The following is an 18628-nucleotide window of genomic DNA, read 5'->3' on the forward strand; positions in this document are numbered from 1 at the left end:
ACATGTCGAACAATTATCATATTGCAGTTTTACCCGGTGATGGTATTGGCCCCGAAGTTATGGCACAAGCCTATAAGATATTGGACGCAATCCGTAAGCGTTTCAATATCCGTATCACCACCAGCGAATATGATGTGGGTGGGATTGCTATCGATCGCCACGGCTGTTCACTACCGGCAAAAACCGTAGCAGGTTGCGAACAGGCTGATGCCATATTGTTCGGCTCCGTGGGAGGGCCTAAATGGGAACATTTACCACCAGCAGAACAACCTGAGCGTGGTGCACTGTTGCCATTGCGCAAGCATTTCAAATTATTCAGTAACTTACGCCCTGCCCGCTTATATGCCGGATTAGAGGTATTTTGTCCTTTACGCAATGATATTGCTGCCAAAGGCTTTGATATTTTATGTGTCCGTGAATTAACCGGCGGTATCTATTTTGGTCAACCCAAAGGACGTGAAGGCCAAGGTAAATATGAACGAGCATTTGATACTGAGGTTTATCACCGTTTTGAAATCGAGCGCATTGCCCGCATCGCCTTCGAATCCGCTCGCAAACGCAGTAATAAAGTCACATCTATTGATAAAGCAAATGTGTTGCAGAGTTCCGTATTGTGGCGAGAAGTTGTTACTGAGATTGCAAAAGCGTATCCAGATGTAGAAATCAATCACATGTATATTGATAACGCCACTATGCAATTAATTAAAGATCCGTCTCAGTTTGATGTGATGCTGTGCTCCAATATTTTCGGCGATATCTTATCTGATGAGTGCGCCATGATTACCGGTTCAATGGGCATGTTACCTTCTGCCAGCCTGAATGAAAAAGGTTTTGGCCTGTATGAACCTGCTGGTGGTTCTGCACCAGATATTGCCGGAAAAGGTATTGCTAACCCGATAGCTCAGATCCTATCTGCCGCTTTACTACTGCGCTATAGCTTAGGTCACAATGACGCCGCTAATGCGATTGAACAAGCGGTTAACTACGCGCTGGAACAGGGCTATCGCACAACAGATTTAGCCGGAAACGGTAAAGCAATTAGCACTGATGAAATGGGCAGCACTATCGCCCGTTATATAGCCGAGGGTGTTTAACATGGCTAAGACTTTATATCAAAAATTATATGACGCTCATATTGTTCGGGAAGTACCGAATGAAACCCCGTTACTCTATATTGATCGTCATCTGGTTCATGAAGTAACCTCCCCGCAAGCTTTTGATGGTTTGCGTACTAAAGGCCGCCCAGTGCACCAACCAGGTAAAACGTTCGCAACAATGGATCATAATGTATCCACGCAAACAAAAGATATTAACGCTTGTGGTGACATGGCACGTATTCAAATGCAGGAGTTGATGAAAAACTGTGCCGAATTCGGTATCACATTATATGACCTCAATCATCCCTATCAGGGGATTGTTCATGTCATCGGCCCTGAACAGGGGATAACCCTGCCAGGCATGACGATTGTTTGTGGTGATTCCCACACTGCCACGCACGGAGCATTCGGCTCGTTAGCCTTCGGTATTGGCACTTCTGAAGTTGAACATGTACTCGCCAGCCAAACTCTAAAACAAGCCCGTGCCAAAACTATGAAAATCGAAGTGATGGGTGATGTCGGTGACGCTATTACCGCCAAAGATATCGTTCTGGCGATCATCGGCAAAACAGGTAGTGCAGGTGGTACAGGGTATGTGGTGGAATTCTGTGGTAAGGCGATTGAAGCACTTAGCATGGAAGGCCGTATGACTTTATGTAACATGGCAATTGAAATGGGTGCTAAAGCAGGTTTGGTTGCACCGGATGAAACCACTTTTACTTATATGAAAGGCCGCCAGTTCTCACCAAAAGGAGAGCTGTGGGAACAAGCTGTTGCTTACTGGAAGACATTGAAATCCGATCCTGATGCACAATATGACACCATTGTTACGATTAATGCAGAAGAGATCTCCCCGCAGGTTACATGGGGAACAAACCCTGGGCAAGTGATCGCCATTGATCAAACAATTCCTGCACCGGAATCTTTTAGTGATCCTGTTGAACGAGCATCTGCTGAAAAAGCACTGGCGTATATGGATTTGAAACCCGGTATTAAACTAACAGATGTGAAGATCGATAAAGTCTTTATCGGCTCTTGCACCAACTCCCGGATTGAAGATTTACGGGCTGCCGCAGCTATCGCACAAGGTCATAAAGTTGCACCTGGTGTTCAGGCAATCGTTGTTCCCGGATCAGGCCCCGTTCAAGCACAAGCAGAAGCAGAAGGTTTAGATAAAATTTTCATAGAGGCCGGTTTTGAATGGCGCTTACCCGGATGTTCCATGTGTCTGGCAATGAATAATGACCGCCTGCAACCCGGTGAACGCTGCGCTTCTACCAGTAACCGCAACTTTGAAGGGCGACAAGGACGTGGTGGACGCACTCATTTGGTGAGTCCAGCGATGGCAGCAGCAGCAGCGATTAATGGTCATTTTATCGATATACGCCACCCAGCACAGAAGTCATAAAGGAGAGAATGATGGAAAAGTTTATTCAACATACCGGCTTGGTTGCCCCTTTAGATGCTGCAAACGTCGATACTGATGCCATTATTCCTAAGCAATTCTTACAGAAAGTTACTCGTACAGGATTTGGTCAGCATCTGTTTCATGACTGGCGTTTTCTTGATGATGCAGGACAAAAACCTAATCCTGAATTCGTATTAAATCAGCCTTGTTATCAAGGTGCTAGTATCCTTCTGGCTCGTGAAAACTTTGGTTGCGGCTCCTCTCGTGAACATGCACCTTGGGCACTAACGGATTATGGTTTTAAAGTGGTTATCGCCCCAAGTTTTGCAGATATTTTTTACGGTAACGCTTTCAACAACCAGTTACTGCCGGTAAAACTGAACGATACAGATGTCAATGAGCTATTTGAGTGGGTTCAGCAAAACAAAGCTTGTCGTTTTACTGTCGATCTAGAACAACAGAAAGTCCACGCTGGCAATAAAAGCTATGATTTTGAAATCGATAGTTTCCGGCGTCACTGTATGATGAATGGTCTGGATAGTATTGGCCTGACATTACAACATCTGGATGCCATAATAACCTACGAGCAAGAACAACCGGTTTTCCTACGTTAATTTTTCCGTTATTGATTTATCCCGTAGTTTTCTACTACGGGATTTTTCTATCACAAGCAAAAACAATACCACCACGTCAATACTCATGCAGACAATCATTTTTTCAGTCATATACAGGGTTTTAACTAATATTTAGTCATCCCATATCACATTTAAAAGAAATTAACAGATAGAAATAGCTATAGTGGCTGGACAAAACGCCTCCAATACCGGATTATTACTCGCTTTAAACTGATATGTAAAAAAGAAGCGGGGAGTACACAATGTACAATAAGAAAAAAAGCCAGTAAGCTTTCTTACTGGCTGGCAAATCACCATTACTCAAGAAAATTGGGGGAGAAGCCAGATTTCGTCTGGCCTATTGAGCTACTTTCAATATGGATAATTATCGTCTCAATATAAGGAAATAAAAATTGATGAATAATACTCTGGAGTTCCTCTTTTATGCCCAGTTCACGCTTACAACAACAATTCATTCGATTATGGCAACACCATCAAGGAAAAGAGGCTGAAACCACGTTACAAGAACTGGCAAATGTACTGCATTGTTCAAAACGCCATATCCGTTCACTGCTCAACAATATGCAGAAAGCGGGCTGGTTACAGTGGCAGGCTGAGTCTGGTCGAGGGAAACGTTCTCAACTGAATTTCTTACGTGATGGATGGGAACTTCAACAACAACGAGCGGAAGAGTTGCTTGAGCAACATAACGTTGAGAAGTTGGTCCAACTGGTTGGTGATAAAGATACAGTCCGCCATATGGTACTATCCCAGATTGAACGCCGTTTCCGTCAGGGAAAAAACTTACTGCGGATACTCTATTATCGCCCCTTCCCTAATCTTCTACCCGGTTCACCTTTACGCCGTTCTGAAATTCATCTGGTCAGGCAGATATTTAATAGCCTAACCCGAATAAATGAGGAAAATGGGGAACCAGAAGCTGACTTAGCTCATCATTGGCAACAATTATCCTCAAATCATTGGCGCTTTTATCTACGCCCGGCTATCCATTTTCACCACGGCAGAGAATTACAGATGGCGGATGTCATCGCTTCGCTACAAAGATTACGCAACCTGCCCCTTTTTTCTCATATTGAAAAAGTCACCACGCCCACACCCTATGTGATTGATATTTTTCTTTCAGAACCTGATCTCTGGCTCTCTTTATTAATCGGCAGCCCACATGCCATGATCTTGCCTCAAGAGTGGCAAAAGTTACCGAACTTCTCTCGTATGCCAGTGGGAACCGGCCCTTACCAGGTCATAAAAAACAGCGCTCAGAAACTACAAATTCGTGCCTTTGATAATTACTTTGGCTTTCGGGCACTGATTGATCAGGTGAATATATGGTTTCTACCAGAACTCGCCGAGAAACTGGTTTGTACAACTCTGCATCTGGAAAGTGACAGCACGGATAATAACTCGCTAGATAGCAGGATAGAAGAAGGCTGTTATTTCCTATTACATGACCATCGTTCAACTAAATGTAAGAGAGAAGACGTTCGCCAATGGCTATGCAGCCTGCTAACACCGATCAATCTGCTAGCGCATTGTGACCCCTTTTATCAACGCCATTGGTCACCTGCTTATGGTTTATTACTACGCTGGCATCACAGTAAGCTCATATCCGAATTGAACAAACCAGAGGATATTACCCATCTGACCGTCACGCTTTGTCATCAACATCACGAATACCACACAATCAGCCAGATCCTTCAAGCCATACTGACCAAATGCGGCGTCGAATTGAAAATCAACATCGTGGATTATGACACATGGTTCAATGGTAACACCGAAAGTGACTTCTGGCTTGCTACCGCCAACTTTTATAATCCTCTGGAGTTTTCGCTGTTCGCTACGCTGTACGAGATGCCATTATTGAAAAAATGCCTTGGTAATGACTTAAGTAAAGAAGTATCACAATGGCGACGACAAGAGTTATCGCTTGAAGAGTGGTGCGAAAAAATAGTTGATGAACATTGGCTGCATCCACTGTTCCACCACTGGCTTGAGTTACAGGGACAAAGAAGTATGCGGGGAGTCAAAATGAACACCTTTGGTTGGTTTGATTTCAAATCTGCCTGGTTCAACCCATATGAAGGGTAATTCACAGAAAAAGCCAGAGTTATGAACATACACAGGTGTGCAAACTTGCTTTTATTCACTTTTTCTGTGGATATCTATGTGAAAAAGGCAAGGGTAATTCAGGTATAGCTTTATATTATGAATTATCAATCTATAGACAAAAAATGAAATAGTATTTACTTTTCATTGAAATAGCAGCTATTTACCTCGCTATTTCTAGCGTCAATCACAGCTATAATGGACGACGTTAGTTGATGAGAACAAAAAACAATCAAACATCATGTTATCCACAGGTTATGCTTTTTAGTTAAGCAAAAAACAGCGGTTTTTGTAGAAAAAAGTGTTAGTCAAACCTGTAAATCAAACCAGTGATCTCATTTTTGTCTACTTATCCCATAAAACTGTGGATAACATAGTGTAAGATCCTGTTCATTATTACCGGCAATAGGTGAACAAGAACGGCAGTCAATTTTACAATATTTGAAACAGCAATAAAAAATGTTTGTATATCATGCTATTATCACTTTTTAGCTATTGAATGAACCTCAGATTTATTATTCACAGAAACTAAGGCTGTTTTTTGACCTAAAAAACGGATATCTCAAATGAACACTCTTTTTTCCCCTCCATCGCCACCAGACAACGAACAACAACTGTTTGAATGCGCCCAGCTTCTGGCTGGCTTATCAATGGGAGAACTCGCGGCAAAAGCAAATTTACCTATCCCACCCAATCTGAAACGAGATAAAGGCTGGGTAGGCATGTTGCTAGAATATTACCTCGGTGCAAGTGCCGGCAGTAAGCCAGAGCAAGATTTCGAACATATCGGTATTGAGCTTAAAACCATCCCGGTAGACAGAAGAGGTTATCCACTGGAGACAACATTTGTCTGCGTTGCACCATTAACAGGGAACAGTGGTATTACCTGGGGAAGCTGTCATGTTAGACGCAAATTATCGCGGGTGCTGTGGATACCTGTTGAAGGTGAACGGGAAATTCCTCTAGCCAAACGCCGGGTTGGCTCTCCTTTATTGTGGAGTCCCAATCAAGAAGAAGAAGAGTTACTACGCCGCGACTGGGAAGAATTGATGGATTTCATCGTGCTTGGCAAAGTAGAGAGCGTTACAGCCCGTCATGGCGAAGTATTACAGTTGCGCCCAAAAGCGGCTAACAGCAAAGCATTAACCGAAGCAATCGGCGTACACGGCCAGCCTATTATGACTCTGCCTCGCGGGTTCTATCTAAGGAAAAATTTCACTGCTCCCCTACTGGCTCGTCATTTTTTGATTTAACGTTGAGCTCTGACTGATTTTTACATCGACATACTTACCTTACATCTAATCACGCGTATAATTAGATTTTTACCTTAAGGTTTTAATAAGCAATGTTAGAATGGATTGTTGATCCCCACGCCTGGATGGCACTTGCCACCCTGACAATTCTAGAAATCGTTTTAGGGATTGATAACATTATCTTTTTGTCACTTGTTGTGGCAAAACTCCCTAACCATCAACAAAACAAAGCACGTAAGATCGGACTAATGGGTGCAATGCTAATGCGCCTGGCGCTGTTAGCATCTATTGCCTGGGTTATTCGGCTGACCTCCCCGATATTGACAGTTTTTGAGCATGATATTTCTGCCCGTGACTTAATCCTATTCTTTGGCGGTCTGTTCCTGATCTGGAAAGCCAGCAAAGAAATCCACGAAGCGATAGAAGGTGACAATGAAGGAGAGCTAAAACGCCCTGTTCACTCCTTTCTGGGGGCCATCATCCAGATTATGTTGCTGGACATTATTTTCAGTCTGGATTCAGTCATCACCGCAGTTGGTCTGTCCGATCATCTATTCATTATGATGGCAGCCGTTATCATAGCCGTCGGTGTTATGATGCTCGCCGCTCGTCCTATCGGTGAATTCGTTGACCGTCACCCTTCCGTCAAAATGCTAGCGCTGTCATTCTTAATCCTTGTAGGCTTTACCCTTATTCTGGAAAGTGTACAAGTGCATATACCTAAAGGTTACATCTATTTTGCTATGTTCTTCTCAATGGCAGTAGAAACGCTGAATCTCATGCGTGGGAAAAAGAAAAGAAATTAGCAGTAGCACGACAATAACGCTAAAAAATATCATTCTTTGATTCAAAAAGTACGCCATAGATGCCCAGTTCAGTACTGCGGCATCTCAATTTTGAAGGTAGCAAGTGAAACACGATAAAGGGTACCAAAAAAGCATATAAAGGTTACACCAATCCAAATAATAGCTAAGTTTCAAGGGGATAGCGCCACAACTCAGTACGAGCTTATTTCACTATCCCCTAGAACTATATATCCCCTAAAACTATATTAAGACTATGTACTACTTAACGCTTCTTAGACGCCTGTAAATAAAGCATCTCTAATGCAATAGTTGCACCTGCCAGAGCCGTAATTTCAGACTGATCATAAGCTGGAGCAACTTCCACCACATCCATACCGACAATATTTAGCGGCTGCAAACCTCGCAGCAATTTCAGTGCCCGATCGGTTGTCAGACCACCAATGACGGGTGTACCCGTACCCGGCGCAAAAGCGGGATCAAGACAATCGATATCGAAAGTCAGGTAAACCGGCATATCGCCAACCGTCTCTTTTATCTGAGCAAGCAAATCATCCACACTACGGTCATTAACCTGATCAGCATCCAGCACCGTAAAACCATTGTCCCGTCCATGTTCAGTACGAATACCAATTTGTACAGAATGATGCGGGTCGATCAACCCTTCATTTGGCGCGTGATAGAACATAGTACCGTGATCAAATTGGCTACCGTTTGGATAGGTATCAGCATGAGCATCAAAATGAACCAGAGCCATTTTGCCGAAATGTTTGGCATGAGCGCGCAACAAAGGCAAAGTAATAAAATGGTCACCCCCAAAAGAGAGCATACGCTTACCGGAAGCCAACACTTTTTCAGCATGAGCTTGTAATTTATCACTCATATCCTGAGCATCACCAAAATTGAAGACCACATCACCACAATCTACAACTTTGAGACAATTGTGTAGCTTAAAATCCCACGGCCAACGGCGGCTTTCCCATGCCAAGTTAGTAGAAACCTGACGAATAGCCGCAGGCCCGTGGCGACTACCTGCACGGCCTGACGTTGCCATGTCAAATGGTACGCCAGTAATTACCCACTCTGCATCGCTGGAATATGGCTGGAAATTCAGCGGAAAGCGCAGGAAACCGAAGGCATTAGAAACCAGAGAGTCATCTTGTTGGTTGCCCAAGGTACTTATTGTCATGAGATATATCCTCAAAAGTTTCCCGACAGAACAAAGCTATTTAATTCCAGAATACATGCCATGACGAAATGGGGTATGTCTGAGATAACCCCATTTATCTGCATCTCCGCATCTGGTTTATATCAAATAACATTACCTGTATACAGGAGGCTTAATTAACACCAGAAGATTATTCATCTTCCAGATATGTGTAGCCATAAAGACCACTTTCAAATTCCAGTAAAAATTGCTCTTGCAAACCCGTATCCAAATCCGCGCCTTTTACTTGATCACGGAAGCGAGCCATCAGTACATTAGGGTCCAGTTTCACATATTGCAGCATATCCGCGACTGAATCCCCCTCTTCACTTTGGTTATAGGTCACTTCGCCATTATCGAATACATAAACATCAATAGCCGCTGTATCGCCAAACAGGTTATGCATATTGCCAAGAATTTCCTGATATGCTCCCACCATAAAGAAACCAATCATTGGCGGACAATCAGGATCATAAGCGGGCATCGGCATTGTCGCGGCTACACCATCACCATCCACATAATGATCAACAATACCATCAGAGTCACAGGTGATATCTAACAATACCGCACGGCGATCCAACGGCTTATCCAGTCCCTCAATGGGTAAAACAGGAAATAACTGATCGATACCCCATGCATCAGGCAGAGACTGGAACAGTGAGAAATTCACATAGAATTTATCTGCCATACGCTCTTGCAGCTCATCAATAATTGGCCGGTGAGCTCGGTTACTTGGATCAAGATCCTGTTGAATACGGCGACAGATATTCAGATATAACTCTTCCGCCCATGCCCGTTCTGTCAAATCCAGCATGCCATGAGCATATTGTGTATGAACATCATGTAGATCGAGTTGACCATCATGCAGCGATTCACGTAAAGAGCGTCTATTTCCTTCAGAGTGCATCTCCTGCCATGTTTCCCACAAACTGGTGAGTGGGCGGGAAGCATCCTCTGCCGGTGGTGTCGTCTGCGTAAATTCATTACGCTCAACTCCGATAACATTGGAGACCAAGACAGTATGGTGAGCGGTCAGGGCACGACCGGATTCCGTGATAACAGTCGGATGGGGTAAACCATGCTCATCACAAGCATCACCAATACCCCAGATAACATTGTTGGCATATTCATTCAACCCATAGTTCACAGAACAATCAGATTGAGAGCGGGTCCCTTCATAATCGACCCCCAGTCCACCACCAACATCAAAACATTGAATATTTACCCCGAGTTTATGTAACTCGACATAAAAACGCGCTGACTCACGGACACCTGTTGCGATATCACGGATATTCGCCAACTGTGAGCCAAGGTGAAAATGCAACAATTGCAGACTATCAAGTCGATCCACAGCACGCAAAGTCTCAACCAATTGCAATACCTGAGTTGCCGCCAGCCCAAACTTCGATTTTTCACCGCCACTGGCTTGCCATTTACCTGAACCCTGAGATGCCAAACGTGCGCGGACTCCCAAGCGCGGGATCACATTCAATCGTTCAGCTTCTTCCAATACTTGGGCAATCTCAGACATCTTTTCGATCACCAAATAAACCTTGTGACCTAACTTCTCACCTATTAGCGCCAGACGAATATATTCACGATCTTTATATCCATTACACACGATGACGGTACGAGTCATACCCGCATGGGCCAGAACTGCCATTAATTCCGCTTTGGAGCCAGCCTCAAGCCCTAAAGGTTCACCGGAACTGGCCAGTGATTCAATAACGCGGCGTTGTTGGTTAACTTTAATGGGATAAACTAAAAAGTAATCGCCTTTATAACCATATGACTCTCTGGCACGTTTAAATGCGGCATTGATTGAACGCAAACGATGTTGCAGGATTTGAGGGAAACAAAATAGCGCCGGCAAACGCAAATGTTTCTGCTCCTGCTGAACTCTTTTCACCAATTCCGCAAGATCAATTTTTGCCCCCGGCAAATCAGGATTTGGACACACACTAACATTGCCAAGATCATTGACGTAGTAGTAACTCCCTCCCCAATATGCAATATTGTAAGTCTGTTGCATTTTACGAGCGATATTATCATTCATGGCAGTCTCCTTAAGGGAGTTAGAGTTTTTCGCCTTCGCCTGTAATTAATAAATAACCCAAAACACTATAATCTCGCGTGTTGAGAAATATCAGGGAACAGCATGCTCTCAGGTTGTAAAAAGCGTTTAGTTACTACTAAACAACGACAAAATTACCGAGTGACAATACGCCTGTCCGACATATCCGGCCTGTTTGCTGACAACAGATAACATCGAATTAAAGACATATTGAAAAGAAAGGAAAAAGACGCGGATACATCCGACGACAAGTGTGGCTGTTGGCCATAAGCAATCAGCAGATAATGGTTCATTACCCCATTCACCCCACACATGACTCATATTTAAGGAGCCATTTTCTCGATTGAGAAACAGAAGCTAGTTAGCTTTCTGCGAGTCTGTAGCAAAAATAGTTCAACTACGGCCGCAGTTTATACTCGCAATCACATAAAATTGCAAAATGAAATTGAACAAAACTGACATACAAACCAAGAAATTATTTATTCACCCGATGAAAATGACTCACTGAGCTAAAAAAATCTAGCACATGGATAAGAATTACCCTAAAATAGCCATCTAGATGTTAATCCATCCATTTCCAAACTGAAATTATATTTTAAGGTAACGTTATATAATGACCACATACCTTTTCACTTCCGAGTCTGTTTCCGAAGGGCATCCTGATAAAATTGCAGACCAAATATCTGATGCCGTTCTTGATGCTATTCTAGAACAAGATCCAAAAGCACGAGTTGCCTGCGAAACCTATGTTAAAACCGGCATGGTCATGGTTGGTGGTGAAATTACTACCAGCGCTTGGGTTGATATTGAAGAAATTACGCGACAAACAGTTCGAGAGATTGGTTATGTTAATTCTGAAATGGGTTTTGATGCAAACTCATGTGCAGTATTAAGTGCCATTGGTAAACAGTCACCGGATATTAATCAAGGTGTTGACCGTGAAGATCCCCTGCAACAAGGTGCTGGTGACCAAGGGCTAATGTTTGGTTATGCAACCAACGAAACTGACGTACTCATGCCTGCGCCTATCACCTATGCGCACCGTTTGGTTCAGCGTCAAGCTGAAGTTCGGAAAAATGGTGTACTGCCGTGGTTACGCCCTGATGCTAAAAGCCAAGTCACTTTCCAATACAATAACGACAAAATTGTCGGCGTTGACGCGGTTGTACTTTCCACACAGCATGCTGAAAATATTAGTCAGAAAGATCTGCAAGAAGCGGTCATGGAAGAGATCATCAAGCCGGTACTGCCTGCTGAATGGTTAAATCCAACAACCAAATATTTCATTAACCCAACCGGTCGTTTTGTCATTGGTGGCCCGATGGGTGACTGTGGTCTGACTGGTCGTAAAATTATCGTAGATACTTACGGTGGCATGGCACGTCATGGTGGCGGAGCATTCTCCGGTAAAGATCCATCCAAAGTTGACCGTTCAGCGGCTTATGCTGCACGCTATGTAGCAAAAAATATTGTTGCTGCTGGTCTGGCTGATCGTTGTGAAATTCAAGTGTCTTATGCTATCGGCGTTGCAGAACCCACTTCCATCATGGTGGAAACATTCGGCACTGAAAAAGTTTCAACAGCAACTCTGACTCTACTGGTACGTGAATTCTTTGATTTACGCCCTCATGGTTTGATTCAGATGCTGGATCTATTGCACCCAATCTATCGTGATACTGCCGCTTATGGTCATTTTGGTCGACCACAGTTCCCGTGGGAAGCCACTGATAAAGCAGAAGCGCTGCGTGATGCTGCGGGTTTGAAACTATCAGCGATGAATATGTAAAAATATAAAAATGGAAGCCGGGTTTGAATAACCAAACCTGGCTTTTTTAGCATTAGCTAATGATTGAAGAATCCCTCAAAATATTATTATCGGTTGTTCAAAGATTTCTAATAGAATTCACTGATCCTTACCTATTTATTTTCAACACATGAAATCAGCTAGCATTCCAATTTATTTACAACAAGCCATCATGAATACTTTGCGGCAAAAACTGCAACAAGCAAACTTATATCTCAACCGTGATTTTCCTGAACCTACAATAAACTATCGCCAACGGGGAACTACCGCAGGCAGTGCCTATATAAAAAATTGGGAAATCCGTCTTAATCCAGTGTTACTGATTGAAAACCAACAAGCTTTTATTGATGAAGTTGTGCCACATGAATTAGCTCATCTATTAGTTTATCGCTACTTTGGGAAAGTGCCTCCACATGGGAAACAGTGGCGTTGGATGATGGAAGAAGTACTGAACGTTCCAGCTAACCGTACACACAAATTTAAAATCGATTCAGTACGTAGTCAAACTTTTACTTATTACTGTAATTGCCAGCAACATGAACTAACCCTACGACGCCATAATAAAATTCTGCGAGGAGAAAGTCATTATATCTGCCAAAAATGCGGAGAAAAACTTATTGCTAAATCAATAGATTCTCTCAATCCTAATTTATAACAATTAAATAATCTGAACCCAGTAAAATACAGGATTCAGACCTTAATTAACGTGTGATTTAAATTATCTAACTTTTGGCAGAAATTCACCAGACCGGGGTATTTTTGGCTTTTATATTTTTTTAAAAAATATTAGTTACAAAAAACTCACCTACTCTTGTTTCTTGTTGAATATTGTTTGCAAAATAGTTTAATTTTAATCATTACTTTATAAATGTTCTTTTAACTCGAATATACCCAATGGATTTCAAGATGCATCGCGACGGCAAGGGAGCGAATCCCCGGGAGCATAGGTAACTATGTGACCGGGGTGAGTGAGTGCAGCCAACAAAGAGGCAACTTGAAAGATGACGGGTATAGATATAATAAAATAAGGAACCCATATACATGCATAAAATACCGTTCTAAAAAGCAAGAAAAGATAATTATAATCCAATTTTATTTCATATATATAATGAGCCAATGCTAAATCGGTTATTACAAATAATGAAGTAAAAACTAAAAGGGTAATGTAAAATAAAGGTGTTTTTTTCTTTTTTCTAAAGAAAAGAATAGATGTATAAAGTGCAACTCCAAAAATAATGATAAAACAAATAAACTCAAATCCTATAAAGATACGTAATTCACTTAAAAAATCATAACCAGAGATCAAGATTGTCATTGTTTTATATGCACTAAATAAAGAACCCAATATTACAAAGATAAGATTTATTGCCGGAAAATAGAGAAATCCGCCAATGCCACTCAGTTCTTTCGCTTCACATGCTGCACAAAAATCTGATTCATGTAATGCTCGGTTTTCACATTTAATACACTTCATAAAATTTCTCCAAATAGTAACTTCAATCCAAGGATTGATTATTAAATTACACAGGTGATAGTATATAAATCAATAACTTATTAGTCCGATAAATACCCCTGTTTTTAATAGCCTTATTTACATCGTCAAGTGAAAAAAGAAATATTTCGTCTATAAAAAAACGACACAACCATCTGATAATAAAGAAATAGTTAGATTCATAAAAATATAACCAATATCTATATAATGTTTTTAATAAATAAAAACTTTACCCAATCACTCTTTTAACCATCATATTTTACATAGCTTGAGCCAGCCCAATGCACAAAAACAACATAATTGAAATTAATACTACCATTAGAAGTATGTTAAATACCTATATTAGCTCATGTATGAATCAAACTGATCGCTAATGCGTTATTATCCATATCTTATTTTACAATATCTCGTGATAAGAATAGACCAGTATAAGGATCGAAAAATATTCTTCTTCCATAAAAATCAACAACAAAGTATTGCCCTTCAACAACATTCAACCGTTCGTATGGGTAACTTGTTTGACCTTCTTCTTGTAAATTCGAAGGCTCTATTTGCCAAAGAAACTCTCCGTTCTTTGTATAAGAAAATAAATTATTTAGTCCATCATCTCCTATAGGAATATCAATTAAGACAAGAACAAAACCATTATCAATTTCTATCGCTTTAATGATTTTTCGATTAAGTATAATTAAGTGCCCATTGATATTAATCTTGTTATTGTTAACTAAGATAACCATTTTGTTCTCCTATTTTTTTGAATAGCCCGTTCATTAGTAAATGTATCGGTCCTTTGCCCCCATAAGATCAAACTGAGTTCCTCCTCCTTTATAACCAAACAGACTTCCCATATTAAATGCATTACTGTCTACAACAATTACGTAGAAAAAAACAAATAAAGCCAAACAATATAAAATAACCTAGATAACCATAATGACGTATTTTGAAGGCTTATTTTCATTTCAAAAACAAACTCTTTTATGAATTCAATATTATTTCTATGTGCAAATTTTCTTTTTGAGAAAAATCTGCAATGAATAAGAAAAACAAGAATTGCAAATACTCCAATAAAATAACCAGCAAAGGAAATTAAATTTTAATTTTTAATAAATTCAAACAAAATTCCAGACATATAAATAACAAATAATATTATCATGGAAAAATTAGCAAGTTTGTTTTTATTAAAAAAACAAAAATCAAAAAAGAGCAACGGAGATTTTACACTTCTTAGTGAAACTTTTTTGTTCAAGCCAAAATAGATGAAGCAGGCAAGAAATCCCAACAGACTCAAGACCATCAAAATAAACGGAATATATACAATCATGCTCACTTATCCTTAAACTGCGTATTACCGCGAAGAAGCTCGCTCTTTAACGGCATTTTTCAAGATAACTTTCTCATCGATGAGGTATTAGCATCTATTGTCTACTTCACCAAGATACCAATGTTCTGAGTAAAAAGGGTTACCTCTTGGCGATACTTATCCCTGACAACAGAACGACAACTGGTATCCCCCTGACAGTTGACCAGTTCCTCACTGCGCGATTGGTTCTTCTCCACACTTAGGTGGTTGTTGTCTACAACAACGTTCTCTGTCATGAAGCTTGATGCCAAACCCGATTTTTTTATAATTACATCATTCAGTTACAACCAGCTTTGCCCTATGCGGTTTAGTACCTTACCTACAACGCCCCGACGCGACTTTTTAGCCTGTAAGCCACTTTTCCCAGACGTAATGAACTGCCCCTTTTAAATGTCGGATGATTGCCTAACATTTTGGTGTGCAGTTCATTCTGACTAGGATCTTTTATTTGGTTTGCAATACAAGTATAGGTTGAATAAATTCGTCTAAAGAATCAATATCAATGTATGATACTTCATTTTCTCTCATCATATGTAGTTTAATAACAGAATCGATTTCCTCTTCAAAGTCATCAAGTACAAGAATAAGTTCGAATTTGAAAGAAGGAAGATCTTGTTCCAGTTTAGCAATAATAAGAGAAGCGAATTTTATAGCAACATCTATAATATTGTTTTCCAAATAGTCACTTAATCTTATTTCATTATAGAAACATTCCTCTTCTGTCTTATCGAAGAAATTTGAATGACTATTAATTTGATTTTCTCTTAACACACTAGCTACAGGACCAAGAGAAGAAAAAAATACACAACCGTTTGAACTTACTGTGAACCCAAGATTTAAGAGCTCAGCAAGAACTTTTGGTATTACAACATCTTCCTTGACATATCCATCTAAAAAACTAAACATTTTCTGGTTGTATTTAATCATTTTTCCCCCAAATATTGTTTCATGCCTTTGTCTATTGCCTGCTTAAATTTCGGATCAGATAATAAGTTATTTACTGATGATGGTGCAGGTATTTTATTTTTTGAAGAGTCGAAGCTATAAAACGAATTAGTAGATGGCTCGTAGTAATATTTGTTGTTTTTATTATCTTGATAGTGTATTTGTCCTGGTCTCTTACTAGGGTTTGGATTTTCTACATCAATACGTTCTTTACCAACTCCTTTCCATATAGTTTTACTGGAGGTTTGAACGCCCTTTTGTCCTAGCATAGGACCTTGATCAGTTGGTACGTTTTTTTCTTTTACCCCGACCTTACTAATTCCTTTAGCAACTCCAGGAGCTGCTGAAATCCCCACCTGACCCATAATCTTCACGATTTCCTGGGTCGTTTCTTCTGAGCCACCGGTGATTTGGGCACGATGGAGCACCAAATTCCGTGATGCGTCAATATTTGACATTGCACCCCGTAAATCAGCCCATTCCCGTACTTCTGCCGGTGTGAGGGAATCCAGCCCCTGCATTCTGGCTTTTTCCTGAATTTCACTTATCCGGGTGCTGTAATCACCTTGCAATGCCCGCAGCTCTTTGGCCACGGCAACGCATTGGTCAGCCCCTGAGCACGTTGCTATCCGCTCTTGAACCTGGTCATATTCCTGCCGATATTTATCCCTGACAGTCGCACGGCAACCGCTATCACCCTGACAATTAACCAGTTCCTCACTTCTTGAACGATTCTGGTCAACGCTTAGGTGATTATTGTCTACACTACTTAGCTCAATTAAGTATTATCCCGGTGGATTTATGCTGACAGCCCCAGCTTTATAAACGCTGGGTTGTTATTTAAAAGCCACTTAATACTACTTGCCCTTCTGTATAACTTTTAAGAATCCTACTTCTTATTTCAAATATACACTTAGTAAAATCGCTTATTGTTAGATTATACCCTTCATCTGTGATATTAATTTCTCCCAGAAAACGCAATGCTATTTCATCAGAAAATATTATGTTAAAGCTCTCACTGGTTTCCTCTATTTTCTCAATAACATATTGATTATCAAAGGGTCTACCATAAGGGCCATCAGGGAGAAAGAAGTACAGTGATTTTTTCTCTTTTACCCAATTTTCAATTATTTCTTTTGTATTCATTTCTTAATTATCCAGTTATTGTCTAGTGATGGTAAAAATATTTGCGTACCACCACCATGTAACGTTGGTTGAGTCCCTTTAGTTCCAATTTGTGCTGCCGCTGGTCCTTCATAATACTTAGTACCTTTGGGAATCTTTATAATGGCTTGGTTTTTAAAAGTATTACCCCATTCAGGTAAAACAGCACTATCCATTTGAGATTGTAGAGGTCCTTTTGATGGACGTGGAGTCCAAAAGCGGCCATCAACTTTAGCAGAGCCGCCATAATCTCTGAAAAAATACATATCTGTTTCTGCGACTTTTTCAGTATAACTTCCACTTCTGAACGTTGAAGCAGGAGCACGCAAATCACTGGGATTTCCTAATAGGCCAATTTCATGCGGGCCATAAGATTTTATAGTTTTTGATACTCCTTGTTCTAAGTTCTTCGAGACACTCTTCACCACATTAGCCACTACAGCTTCAGATTTTGCTGCCACTGCTTCTGCCGCAGTTTTACCCACACCAATCACACCAACTGCACCCACACCACCCGGTGTTAATGCTTCAGCGACCTGAATACCCGCATTGTTCAGGCAGATTGTCGGAGCAACTTTACACCCTTCCAATGCAGCCCTTGCCATCACGGCAATTTCAGGTGTGGCGGCCACAATTTGGGCCCCCCCTGCTATCGCCATTCCTCCCACCGAAACGACTAGATTACCATCAGCTATACCTTTAGCAATATTAGCCTTGCACGTCGTATCGCAGTCTGGTGTTTTACTTAACCAGAATCCAAGATCCGAGCCGGCTGCGGCGCCAAGGGCATTATTATCCGCAACAACGCATTCCATTGCGAAGTTGATTACCGAACACCAATTTTCCCTGCGCACTCAGTCAGTTACAACCCATTTTTTCCGATGGGCGTTCACCGCCGAACCCAAAACCCCCTGACGCGCTTTTCGCCCCCGAAGGCCGGTTTTTCCCGCCGCGCTCTGGTCAGTGTAGCGCCTTTTTCGGCAACGGGCGAACGTCGCCCAACTCGCTTGGGCGGCGGGTGCCCGTTCTGCGGGCGCGGGCGGCACAGAGCCCGCAAGCGGCGCCCCTGCGACGCTCGGGGGCACCGGGGTTTCGGGTTGCGCATGACCTTGCATGACCACGCGGTTTTGTTCAGGGAAGCCCCCGGGGGCTGCACCTGTCTTTCCTACACAAATATTTTAACCCGCCCCCGCGTTATTGAACTTTTCCCTCATAGATTGATCTCAATAAAAAACACGACTTGAGGTAATCTTTATGTTTTCAACCTGCGCCGAACAATGGGC

18 protein-coding genes are annotated in these 18628 nt (G+C 41.5%); 8 read left to right on the plus strand and 10 right to left on the minus strand.

The window, feature by feature from the left end; translation table 11 throughout:
- Positions 1-2 precede the first annotated feature (2 nt).
- From leuB to AACQ38_RS18180, 6 genes are all read left to right on the plus strand, one after another.
- Positions 3-1094: a 3-isopropylmalate dehydrogenase gene (gene leuB, locus AACQ38_RS18155; RefSeq protein ID WP_058589407.1), complete on the plus strand. Its 1092-nt coding sequence runs from the start codon at positions 3-5 to the stop codon at positions 1092-1094.
- 1 nt (position 1095) lies between these two features.
- Positions 1096-2505 carry a 3-isopropylmalate dehydratase large subunit gene (leuC, locus tag AACQ38_RS18160; RefSeq protein ID WP_011147838.1) on the plus strand — a complete coding sequence of 470 codons (1410 nt, stop codon included), beginning with the start codon at positions 1096-1098 and terminating at the stop codon, positions 2503-2505.
- Positions 2506-2516: 11 nt separating this feature from the next.
- On the plus strand, positions 2517-3119 hold the full coding sequence (gene leuD, locus AACQ38_RS18165; RefSeq protein ID WP_041380289.1) for a 3-isopropylmalate dehydratase small subunit: 603 nt from the start codon (positions 2517-2519) through the stop codon (positions 3117-3119).
- A 444-nt stretch (positions 3120-3563) separates the two neighbouring features.
- Positions 3564-5225: an HTH-type transcriptional regulator SgrR gene (sgrR, locus tag AACQ38_RS18170; RefSeq protein WP_011147840.1), complete on the plus strand. Its 1662-nt coding sequence runs from the start codon at positions 3564-3566 to the stop codon at positions 5223-5225.
- 584 nt (positions 5226-5809) lie between these two features.
- Entirely contained in the window at positions 5810-6496 is a 687-nt protein-coding gene (mutH, locus tag AACQ38_RS18175) for a DNA mismatch repair endonuclease MutH (protein ID WP_011147841.1), read from the plus strand.
- Between the two features lie 92 nt (positions 6497-6588).
- Positions 6589-7302 (plus strand): TerC family protein, encoded by a 714-nt coding sequence (locus tag AACQ38_RS18180; protein WP_011147842.1) that lies wholly within the window; start codon positions 6589-6591, stop codon positions 7300-7302.
- A gap of 262 nt (positions 7303-7564) precedes the next feature.
- On the opposite strand, the gene speB is transcribed toward AACQ38_RS18180, so the two are convergent.
- The 3 genes from speB to AACQ38_RS18195 all read right to left on the minus strand — a co-directional run bounded on the left by speB (position 7565) and on the right by AACQ38_RS18195 (position 10901).
- Positions 7565-8488, minus strand: a complete 924-nt coding sequence (gene speB, locus AACQ38_RS18185) for an agmatinase (RefSeq protein WP_011147843.1) — start codon at positions 8486-8488, stop codon at positions 7565-7567.
- A 169-nt stretch (positions 8489-8657) separates the two neighbouring features.
- Positions 8658-10562: a biosynthetic arginine decarboxylase gene (speA, locus tag AACQ38_RS18190; RefSeq protein WP_011147844.1), complete on the minus strand. Its 1905-nt coding sequence runs from the start codon at positions 10560-10562 to the stop codon at positions 8658-8660.
- Positions 10563-10688: 126 nt separating this feature from the next.
- Entirely contained in the window at positions 10689-10901 is a 213-nt protein-coding gene (locus AACQ38_RS18195; protein WP_011147845.1) for a hypothetical protein, read from the minus strand.
- Positions 10902-11193: 292 nt separating this feature from the next.
- On the opposite strand from AACQ38_RS18195, the gene metK reads away from it, so the two are divergent.
- Both metK and AACQ38_RS18205 read left to right on the plus strand, forming a co-directional pair.
- A complete protein-coding gene (gene metK / locus AACQ38_RS18200; RefSeq protein WP_011147846.1) occupies positions 11194-12366 on the plus strand; it encodes a methionine adenosyltransferase in 1173 nt (390 codons plus the stop codon).
- 148 nt (positions 12367-12514) lie between these two features.
- Positions 12515-13039: a SprT family zinc-dependent metalloprotease gene (locus tag AACQ38_RS18205; protein WP_165578751.1), complete on the plus strand. Its 525-nt coding sequence runs from the start codon at positions 12515-12517 to the stop codon at positions 13037-13039.
- Positions 13040-13285: 246 nt separating this feature from the next.
- Here AACQ38_RS18205 and AACQ38_RS18210 read toward each other — a convergent pair whose 3' ends face one another.
- The 7 genes from AACQ38_RS18210 to AACQ38_RS18240 all read right to left on the minus strand — a co-directional run bounded on the left by AACQ38_RS18210 (position 13286) and on the right by AACQ38_RS18240 (position 18160).
- Positions 13286-13858: a DUF2569 family protein gene (locus tag AACQ38_RS18210; RefSeq protein WP_165578752.1), complete on the minus strand. Its 573-nt coding sequence runs from the start codon at positions 13856-13858 to the stop codon at positions 13286-13288.
- Positions 13859-14268: 410 nt separating this feature from the next.
- The gene (locus AACQ38_RS18215) at positions 14269-14613 is read right to left on the minus strand and encodes a hypothetical protein (RefSeq protein WP_165578753.1); all 345 of its coding nucleotides are present in this window, start codon (positions 14611-14613) and stop codon (positions 14269-14271) included.
- Between the two features lie 685 nt (positions 14614-15298).
- Positions 15299-15472: a hypothetical protein gene (locus AACQ38_RS18220; protein ID WP_242685622.1), complete on the minus strand. Its 174-nt coding sequence runs from the start codon at positions 15470-15472 to the stop codon at positions 15299-15301.
- Between the two features lie 208 nt (positions 15473-15680).
- Positions 15681-16163, minus strand: a complete 483-nt coding sequence (locus tag AACQ38_RS18225; protein WP_165578754.1) for a hypothetical protein — start codon at positions 16161-16163, stop codon at positions 15681-15683.
- A complete protein-coding gene (locus tag AACQ38_RS18230; RefSeq protein ID WP_339367066.1) occupies positions 16160-16774 on the minus strand; it encodes a hypothetical protein in 615 nt (204 codons plus the stop codon). Before AACQ38_RS18230 ends, AACQ38_RS18225 begins: the two co-directional genes overlap by 4 nt.
- 247 nt (positions 16775-17021) lie before the next feature.
- Positions 17022-17327 carry a hypothetical protein gene (locus AACQ38_RS18235; RefSeq protein WP_165578755.1) on the minus strand — a complete coding sequence of 102 codons (306 nt, stop codon included), beginning with the start codon at positions 17325-17327 and terminating at the stop codon, positions 17022-17024.
- Entirely contained in the window at positions 17324-18160 is an 837-nt protein-coding gene (locus AACQ38_RS18240; RefSeq protein ID WP_207631914.1) for a hypothetical protein, read from the minus strand. Before AACQ38_RS18240 ends, AACQ38_RS18235 begins: the two co-directional genes overlap by 4 nt.
- Positions 18161-18628 lie beyond the last annotated feature (468 nt).

The organism is Photorhabdus sp. RW14-46, from assembly GCF_963887965.1.
Lineage (GTDB): Bacteria > Pseudomonadota > Gammaproteobacteria > Enterobacterales > Enterobacteriaceae > Photorhabdus > Photorhabdus laumondii.

Coding starts and splice junctions, on each gene's coding strand:
- leuB (WP_058589407.1), top strand. CDS start 3: ATGTCGAACAATTATCATATTGCAGTTTTACCCGGTGATGGTATTGGC.
- leuC (WP_011147838.1), top strand. CDS start 1,096: ATGGCTAAGACTTTATATCAAAAATTATATGACGCTCATATTGTTCGG.
- leuD (WP_041380289.1), top strand. CDS start 2,517: ATGGAAAAGTTTATTCAACATACCGGCTTGGTTGCCCCTTTAGATGCT.
- sgrR (WP_011147840.1), top strand. CDS start 3,564: ATGCCCAGTTCACGCTTACAACAACAATTCATTCGATTATGGCAACAC.
- mutH (WP_011147841.1), top strand. CDS start 5,810: ATGAACACTCTTTTTTCCCCTCCATCGCCACCAGACAACGAACAACAA.
- AACQ38_RS18180 (WP_011147842.1), top strand. CDS start 6,589: ATGTTAGAATGGATTGTTGATCCCCACGCCTGGATGGCACTTGCCACC.
- speB (WP_011147843.1), bottom strand. CDS start 8,488: ATGACAATAAGTACCTTGGGCAACCAACAAGATGACTCTCTGGTTTCT.
- speA (WP_011147844.1), bottom strand. CDS start 10,562: ATGAATGATAATATCGCTCGTAAAATGCAACAGACTTACAATATTGCA.
- AACQ38_RS18195 (WP_011147845.1), bottom strand. CDS start 10,901: ATGAGTCATGTGTGGGGTGAATGGGGTAATGAACCATTATCTGCTGAT.
- metK (WP_011147846.1), top strand. CDS start 11,194: ATGACCACATACCTTTTCACTTCCGAGTCTGTTTCCGAAGGGCATCCT.
- AACQ38_RS18205 (WP_165578751.1), top strand. CDS start 12,515: ATGAAATCAGCTAGCATTCCAATTTATTTACAACAAGCCATCATGAAT.
- AACQ38_RS18210 (WP_165578752.1), bottom strand. CDS start 13,858: ATGAAGTGTATTAAATGTGAAAACCGAGCATTACATGAATCAGATTTT.
- AACQ38_RS18215 (WP_165578753.1), bottom strand. CDS start 14,613: ATGGTTATCTTAGTTAACAATAACAAGATTAATATCAATGGGCACTTA.
- AACQ38_RS18220 (WP_242685622.1), bottom strand. CDS start 15,472: ATGACAGAGAACGTTGTTGTAGACAACAACCACCTAAGTGTGGAGAAG.
- AACQ38_RS18225 (WP_165578754.1), bottom strand. CDS start 16,163: ATGATTAAATACAACCAGAAAATGTTTAGTTTTTTAGATGGATATGTC.
- AACQ38_RS18235 (WP_165578755.1), bottom strand. CDS start 17,327: ATGAATACAAAAGAAATAATTGAAAATTGGGTAAAAGAGAAAAAATCA.
- AACQ38_RS18240 (WP_207631914.1), bottom strand. CDS start 18,160: ATGGAATGCGTTGTTGCGGATAATAATGCCCTTGGCGCCGCAGCCGGC.